This window comes from Peribacillus sp. (genome assembly GCF_059453735.1).
In genome coordinates this window covers 1-7,431 of record NZ_JAZVJO010000506.1, presented here as the reverse complement: position 1 = coordinate 7,431, position 7,431 = coordinate 1, and the positions used below count along the sequence as shown (strand labels likewise).

General features: G+C 39.4%; 5 protein-coding genes. 3 read left to right on the top strand and 2 right to left on the bottom strand.

Going from position 1 to position 7,431, the window contains the following annotated elements:
• From AC52RT_RS16845 to AC52RT_RS16835, 3 genes are all read left to right on the top strand, one after another.
• Positions 1 to 3,007, top strand: a 3,007-nt coding sequence (locus tag AC52RT_RS16845; protein ID WP_495541813.1) for a S8 family peptidase, incomplete at its 5' end; no start/stop codon positions are given.
• Between the two features lie 142 nt (positions 3,008 to 3,149).
• Positions 3,150 to 5,528, top strand: coding sequence for an accessory Sec system translocase SecA2 (gene secA2 / locus AC52RT_RS16840; RefSeq protein WP_495541812.1), 2,379 nt, complete (start codon positions 3,150 to 3,152; stop codon positions 5,526 to 5,528).
• Positions 5,529 to 5,531: 3 nt separating this feature from the next.
• Positions 5,532 to 6,437: an accessory Sec system S-layer assembly protein gene (locus AC52RT_RS16835; protein ID WP_495541811.1), complete on the top strand. Its 906-nt coding sequence runs from the start codon at positions 5,532 to 5,534 to the stop codon at positions 6,435 to 6,437.
• Positions 6,438 to 6,515: 78 nt separating this feature from the next.
• Here the strand turns inward: AC52RT_RS16835 and AC52RT_RS16830 are convergent, their stop codons facing one another.
• The gene (locus AC52RT_RS16830; protein ID WP_495541810.1) at positions 6,516 to 6,923 is read right to left on the bottom strand and encodes a hypothetical protein; all 408 of its coding nucleotides are present in this window, start codon (positions 6,921 to 6,923) and stop codon (positions 6,516 to 6,518) included.
• Between the two features lie 326 nt (positions 6,924 to 7,249).
• Positions 7,250 to 7,431: hypothetical protein (locus AC52RT_RS16825; protein WP_495541809.1), on the bottom strand; the 182-nt coding region annotated here is incomplete at its 5' end.

Here is a 7,431-nt window from a genome sequence, read left to right as displayed (position 1 = left end):
ATCGATGCTGAATGTGGATGAAGCTCAAAAGCTTGCAGGAAAAAATAAAGTCACCGTTGCGGTGATTGATGGAGGAATCGATAGAAACCATCCTGAATTAAAAGGTTCCTTACTTCCAAGTTATAATGCAGCAAACCCAATGAATCCGGCAAATCCAGACTCTCATGGGACACATGTAGCCGGTATTATCGGGGCCAAAAAAGATAACGGCATTGGCGGCTATGGAGTTAACCCAAATGCTAACCTGCTCTCAATTGATGTGTTTGACGGTCAGTACTATAGTTTTGACTATACGATTGCTCAGGGGATTTTGTATGCCATTGAAAAAGGTGCACAGGTTATTAATATGAGTCTAGGCGGCGGTTATCCGTCGTTAGTGCTTGAAGAGGCTGTCAAGAAGGCCATCGAAAAAGGGATTGTTGTGGTCGCAGCATCTGGTAATGACGGCAATGATTATGCGAGTTATCCGGCTGCATTTGAGGGAGTTATCAGCGTTGGTTCAACCAATAGCAGTAAAAAGTTAAGCTACTATTCAACGTACGGGGCATCAGTAGATGTTGTTGCGCCTGGTGAGGATATTTACGCACCGTATTATGATATAGCCAAGAAATCTACTTTTGCTAAATTGAGTGGAACTTCAATGGCTACACCAGTTGTAGCAGGCGCTGTATCCTTACTTTTATCGAAGCATCCCAACCTTACTCCAGCACAGGTAGAATACATTTTGGAGCAGACGGCTACAGACATGGGGGATTCAGGGTTTGATATTAAGTACGGGAATGGTCAGGTCAATCCAGTGGCAGCTTTAAACTACAATATGAAGAAACTGCCAGCCTTCGTTAAAGAAACCTGGGGACAAAAAGAAATTCTTGAAAAGGCAACATCACTGAATGCAGATCAGCCCATTTCCATTAAAGAATCCATTACTAAACCGTTTGAACAAAAGTGGATTAAATTTTCTGTGAAGAAAGGCGACTATATTCAAGCATCTCTTCTTGGACAAGCTCAATATGATTATAAGATGATGGTTCACTTTTATGGGGAAGAAAAGCCGCAAATAATTGACGTCAATAATGAGAGAGAAGGAAAAACGGAAGCTAAGTTAATACAGGCGCCGTTTACTGGAGAAGTAGCGATTGGTGTCAAAGATAGCAATGGAAGCTTCGATGATTCCACAAAAAAGGGTGCCAATTATGAACTGAAGGTTGCCACATATCAAGAATTACCGGAAGATGAGTCAAGTCTTGAAACACCAGTAGAAGTTGCAGCGCTCCCGTTTACATCAAAACCTGCGTATTTAACTGGAGAAAAAGGTGATGAAGACTTTTTCCATGTAAAGGCAGATGAAGCTAGACTTATGAAAATAGATGTTTCAGGGATCCCTGGTATAAACATTGCGTTAAATGTTTATGAAAAGGAGCAGTTGTTCCCGCCTCCAGAGGAGACAGATTCAGGAGAAACACCGGCTCCCGAGCAAGATATTCCAAGTGAGAATCCTGCTCCTGTAGAGGGTGAAGAGGAAGCTATTCCAGCTCTTTATATGAGCAATAATGGTGGAGTTGGCGAAGGTGAATCACTGTACTTCATGTCTGAGCCGGAAAAGGAATACTATGTGAGCGTTACAAGTAAAAAAATGACCTATGAATATTCTTACGGGGAAGATGACTTTTCCTTCATAGAATATGGAGAAATGGAAGCAGGTCAGTCAATGCTCCCATTTACAGTTAAGATTGACAGCAAGCTGATGCCTGAAGATGAAGATGGTTATTCATTAGGGGGAGAGGAAGAAGAAGTAACTGAGGAGGATATGATCGCCGGCATTGATGCAAGTGCGCGTCCATATCAAATTGGTGAAAGTGCGGAAGGGTATATTCAAAGTGATAGTGATCAGGATTGGTTTATGTTCGTTCCTGAAGAAAATGGAATCTATCAATTTGATATTCCAAGTCCGAAAAAAGATCTTCCATATGTACAGATAGCAGAAGTCGTAGAGTTTGTGGATGAAGAGACTGAAAAAACGGAGAAATATTTAAGTTCCGTTGCGAGTAACGTGGACAATTACAGTTGGGATATGGCATTAACGGATACATTTTTCGCAGGCTTGAAAGCTGGAAAGACCTATTATCTTTCAGCAGGCGGTACGACTAACTTCGATCCATACAAAATTACATCAAAGTCAGTAGTGAAAAGTACACAGGATCAATATGAAGATAATGATAAACCAGAAGATGCAAAGAACCTGCCGGCTTCGGGCGTTGTAGAAGGGGACTTTGGTTTTGCGAATGATGTAGATACCTTCTATTTAGCGCCAAACAAAACGGCCATATACAGCGCCAGGTTTGAACGTCAAAAAATGTCAAACTCTCTACTAGAGTACCCAAATGAATTGCTGCAGCCAATTTACGCATTTATACAGATCACGGAAGATACAAATGGCAACCATAAACTAGATCCTGAGGAAGCTGATAAAACGATAGTGTTTATGAACATTATTGAATCTGGAGTAAATTATGGTTCATTTAAAGCAGAAAAAGAGAAAAAATACTTTATTATCATCCAAGGCTTAGTTGATTCAAACTCAGGAATTTCGCTTTGGCCGTATAAGTTCGCAGCAACTCCAGTCAATCAAAATGATGAAGATGCTGGGACAAAGGTGAAAAATAATATACCATCTAAACCGCTGAAGTTGAAGAAAGCAAAAACCAAAGCGTATTCGGCTAAAGGCTACCTTAATGCAGGTGTTGGTGAAGGTGATGAAGATTGGTATGTATTTAAGGCTGGTAAAAAAGAAACAGCGACCATTCAATTCGCTGCTGGTGATGAGATAGATGGTGTGATTGAAGTGTATAAAAATGGAAAACGGGTTGTGAAGTCTGATCAATATGCACTCGGTGATCCTGAGCTTCTTTCATTAAATCTTACCAAAGGCACCTACTACATTAAAGTACGCGATGTGAAAGGCAATACTTCCATCAATCCATATACATTCTATGTAAACTTAAAATAAAAGCAAAGGCTTTCCAAAGAGTCAGTAAATGACTCTTTAGGACAGCCTTTTTTTGTTATTAACCAAGGACTATCGTCCATATTTTAGTTAATATGATATAATTATACTAGATTCATATTTAATGGTAACAAAGGAGAACTGCATGATAACTAGAGTGAAAGAGCTGTTTAATGAGAGTTCCAAAGATTTAAAACGATTATTGAAACTTGTTGATAAGGTAAATAGTGCAGAACAAAAATATTTAAATTATACAGATGAAGAACTAAAATACTGCACGACGGAATTTAAGAGCCAATTAAGCCAAGGGAAAACAATTGAACACATACAAGCAGATGCTTTTGCTGTGGTTAGAGAAGCGGCGAAGCGTGTAATTGGGTTGCGTCACTATGATGTTCAGCTTATTGGCGGCTTCGTTTTAAATGAAGGCAGTATTGCACAGATGAATACGGGTGAAGGAAAGACGTTAGTTGCGACCTTGCCGAGTTATCTTCAAGCACTAAAAGGCCAAGGTGTTCATATCATCACAGCTAATGAATATTTAGCTCGCCGTGATATGGAATTGATGGGTCAAATTCATGAATTTCTTGGATTAACGGTAGGATTAAATATCTCGCAAATGGAGCCTTCAGAAAAGAAAGAAGCGTACCAAGCCGATATCACCTATGGTACGGGAACGGAATTTGGTTTTGATTATCTTCGCGACAATATGGTGTTTCGGAAAGAAGATAAGGTTCAAAGAGGACATCAGTTTGCGATTGTCGATGAAGTCGACAGCATCTTAATTGATGAAGCAAAAACGCCGTTAATTATTGCGAATCAATCGAGTGATGGAGCAGAGTTGTTTATCATCACCGCACAAATAGTGAAAAGCTTCAAAAAAGATGTGGACTACGAGTTGTTCCCTGAAACTAGACAGACCTTTATCAGTGATGAAGGTTCACGAAAAATAGAAACGGCGTTTGGACTTAAAAACCTATATGATGCTGAACACCAAGAATTGCTGCATCACGTTATGCAGTCATTAAGAGCATCAGTTATTATGAAACGGGATGTTGATTATATTGTTAAAGACGGGAAGATTGAATTAATCGATCAGTTTACCGGTCGGATTATGGAAGGCCGTTCCTTCAGTGAAGGACTTCATCAAGCGATTGAAGCCAAAGAAAATTTGGAAATCTCTGAAGAAAATGAAACGCATGCGACGATTACGATCCAAAATTACTTTAGACTTTATAAGAATTTATCAGGGATGACAGGCAGTGCGACTCCGTCTAAACGAGAATTCTGGGATACGTATAATCTTAATGTCATTACGATTCCGACGAATAAGCCTGTTCGACGGGAAGATTATCCTGATTTGGTGTACCGCAAATATAATGACAAACTAAAAAAAATCATAGCTGAAGTGGAAAGACTGCATAAAATCGGCCGTCCGGTGTTAATCGGTACCACTTCAATTGAACAATCGGAAGTACTGTCAGACTCGCTGACAAAAGCAAAAATTAAACACTATGTATTGAATGCTAAAACCGAGCAAGACGAAGCAGAAATTATCGCTCGAGCAGGTCAAAAGGGTCAAGTCATGCTGGCTACAAATATGGCTGGCCGTGGCACAGATATTATGCTGGGTGAAGGTGTTCGTGAACTTGGAGGCCTGCATATTCTTGGTACGGAACGTAACGAAAGTAAACGGATCGATATGCAGCTTCGAGGCAGATCCGGCCGTCAAGGTGATGCTGGTTCTTCTCAATTTATCATTTCATTAGAAGATGATCTGTTCGATTATTACGATGAAGAAGAAAAAGAACGTTATTTGAAGAAGGTAAAAGTTGATGAAGAGGGATTAGTCGTTTCTCCAGATCCAATTAAGTTTGTTAAAAAGGTTCAGGATAACATTGAAGGCGCACATTATTCGAGCCGAATTCATTTGTTAAAACTTGAAAATGTATTGGACCAACAAAGTAAGGTTATTTATTCAATGAGAGACAGAATGCTTGAATTAACGGATGATGATCTGTTTGATGAGCTGCTGGCTTATATGGAACGTTATATGAATACCTTGATCGATCATCATCTTCCTGAGGATCCTGAAGAGCATAGACTTGAAGAGTTGATAGAGAAATTGTCGGAGTTATTCATCGACTTAAGTTTGACTGAAGAAAAACTAATTGATCTTGATGCGTATCAAGTGAAGCAAGCAGTAGCGCCAGAATTCATCGAGCTAAAACAAACCATTCTTGAACTAAAAGATGACGAAATGCTCGCACAGCAGCTTCGAAATTATATGCTTACGCAAATTGACTCTGACTGGATTGAACATCTGAACTTAATGACTCAGATTAAAGAGGGAATCACACTTAGAGGATATGCCCAAGAAGATCCATATATCACCTTTGAAAAAGAAGGAGCTGCCGAATTCAACCTATTAATTGCTGACATTGAAGCAGGCATTAGTACGCAGTTCATGGAACTTATAAAAAATGATTATCAAGTTGTAAACGAAAATGAAGAGGGTGAATAGAGTATGGGACGTCTAGGAAAGAAAATTAAAAAACAACAAGCGATCAATTCAGCCAACCAAACAGCAAGTGAAAAAGAAGCGCAGTTTAATGAAGATGGAACGGTTAATACGGCTCTATACTTCCATCCTGAGTGGGAACTGACTGTAGCTGAAAAATATATCTATCAATTCCGTCATCAAAAGCTGCCGGCCTTACTTCCAGATCAGCTGTCCATTGCCGGTATTGATTTGATTGAAGATGAAGATGAGATCATCGTTGAAACCTTTTTACGGAATACATTATCGAAGTCCGTACGTTTTGAAGAAGTGGACCTGCTACTCTTAGATGCAGAAGGCCAAGTACTTGCGAAAAAACGGTTTGAATTAGACGAAGTAAGTGAGATTCCAGGACTGTCTTGTATGCCTTGGAGATTCCTTTTCGGAAAAGAAGATCGAGTAGCTGGAGACATTCCGGCTGAAGGCTGGAAGATTGCCTTTGAATTAAAAAATAAAACCGAAGAACAAGAGCATCTATTGGATCTTGACGAAACGTGGGAAAAAGAACTTTCCAGCCTTCAAAAAGAGAATCTGCAGAATTTGGTTACTACACTGCCAAAGCTTTCTCCAGGAGAGATCAACTTGATGGGAATTGAAGCGAAGTTCAATGAAGATGATGCTCTGGCTGTCGTCATTCTTGTCAGAAATGGTAATGAGAAGAACATTAAGCTTGAAACGATTCCGCTAGTGGTTGAAGATGCGCAGGGTGATATTGTCTGCGAAGGTGGATTTAATCTTAGTAATTTTGAAGTAAAAGCGAATACGAGTAAGCCTTGGACGTTTATCTTCCCAAGTTCATTAATCCAGAAACAAGAACCAGACTTATCCCGTTGGAAGGCATATGCACCTGCTGCTTCTCTTCCACAAACATAAATACTCCCCCCGTCAACTTTGGCGGGGGATTTTTTGCCGAAAAACAGACCCATCAGAATCTGATGGGTCCAAAAACGCTTATGAAAAATCAGGCCAATTTACTTGCGCTTCATCGCCTTCAATTTTATCAAGGGTATGATAGCGGAATGGAGTAAGTTCTGCTTCCGATTTACCTACAAAATCCTTAGCTAGTTCGAAAGGCAGTAACTCGAATTGCTCTGCTTTCTCTGAAAGTAAATAAGCACCAACGATTTGACCTTTCTTGCTGATATCTATGGTTAAGAAAGCTGGATAATATGTAAGATCTTTAGCTTCAAGAATGGCTTTAGCAGTAATCGTTCCGTCCGGTTCGATCTCAGTCGAATCATTGCTGGTTTTGTCCAGCACTTTTAATGCCCACCCTGGCTTTTTGTAGCCTCCTATTATTTTTGGCGGGTGTTTCTTAAAATTTTCTACGAGATTGTCGATTTGATTCTGTTTATCCACTATATCTGCTCCCCCTTATTCATAACAAAAATTGAGCGGTTCGGAACAACTCAATTTTTGTTATACTAGCTGTCAGTTAATCTACTATACAGATAAATATATGCAAAAATCTTACTATTTATATGTTTGTCCACCTGGACCTATACATTAATACACCTTATTTATTTTACTAATAATCTCCTTGTTATACAAGGATAATCAGTTAAGGAAGGATTTACAGTCCTTGTCGTGTTCAAAAAAAGGGCGAAATTAGAAATTAGTATGATTATACCATTATTCTGATTATTCAGCTATATTAATCATAGGGCCATAAATCTTATAAGTGTTTATTCAACCGTTTCTATTTCTTCACCTTCTTGTGTGTCACTACTAGAATCTGGTGGTTGATTTTCCGCCTCTGTAAGTAGTTGTTCAATTCGGTTCTGCATCGATATTAAGAATTCTTCAGTTGCCGCAAACGTTTTATACCGCTCAGGAGAGTTTTGTTTAAAGGCTGCTGAAGCTATAT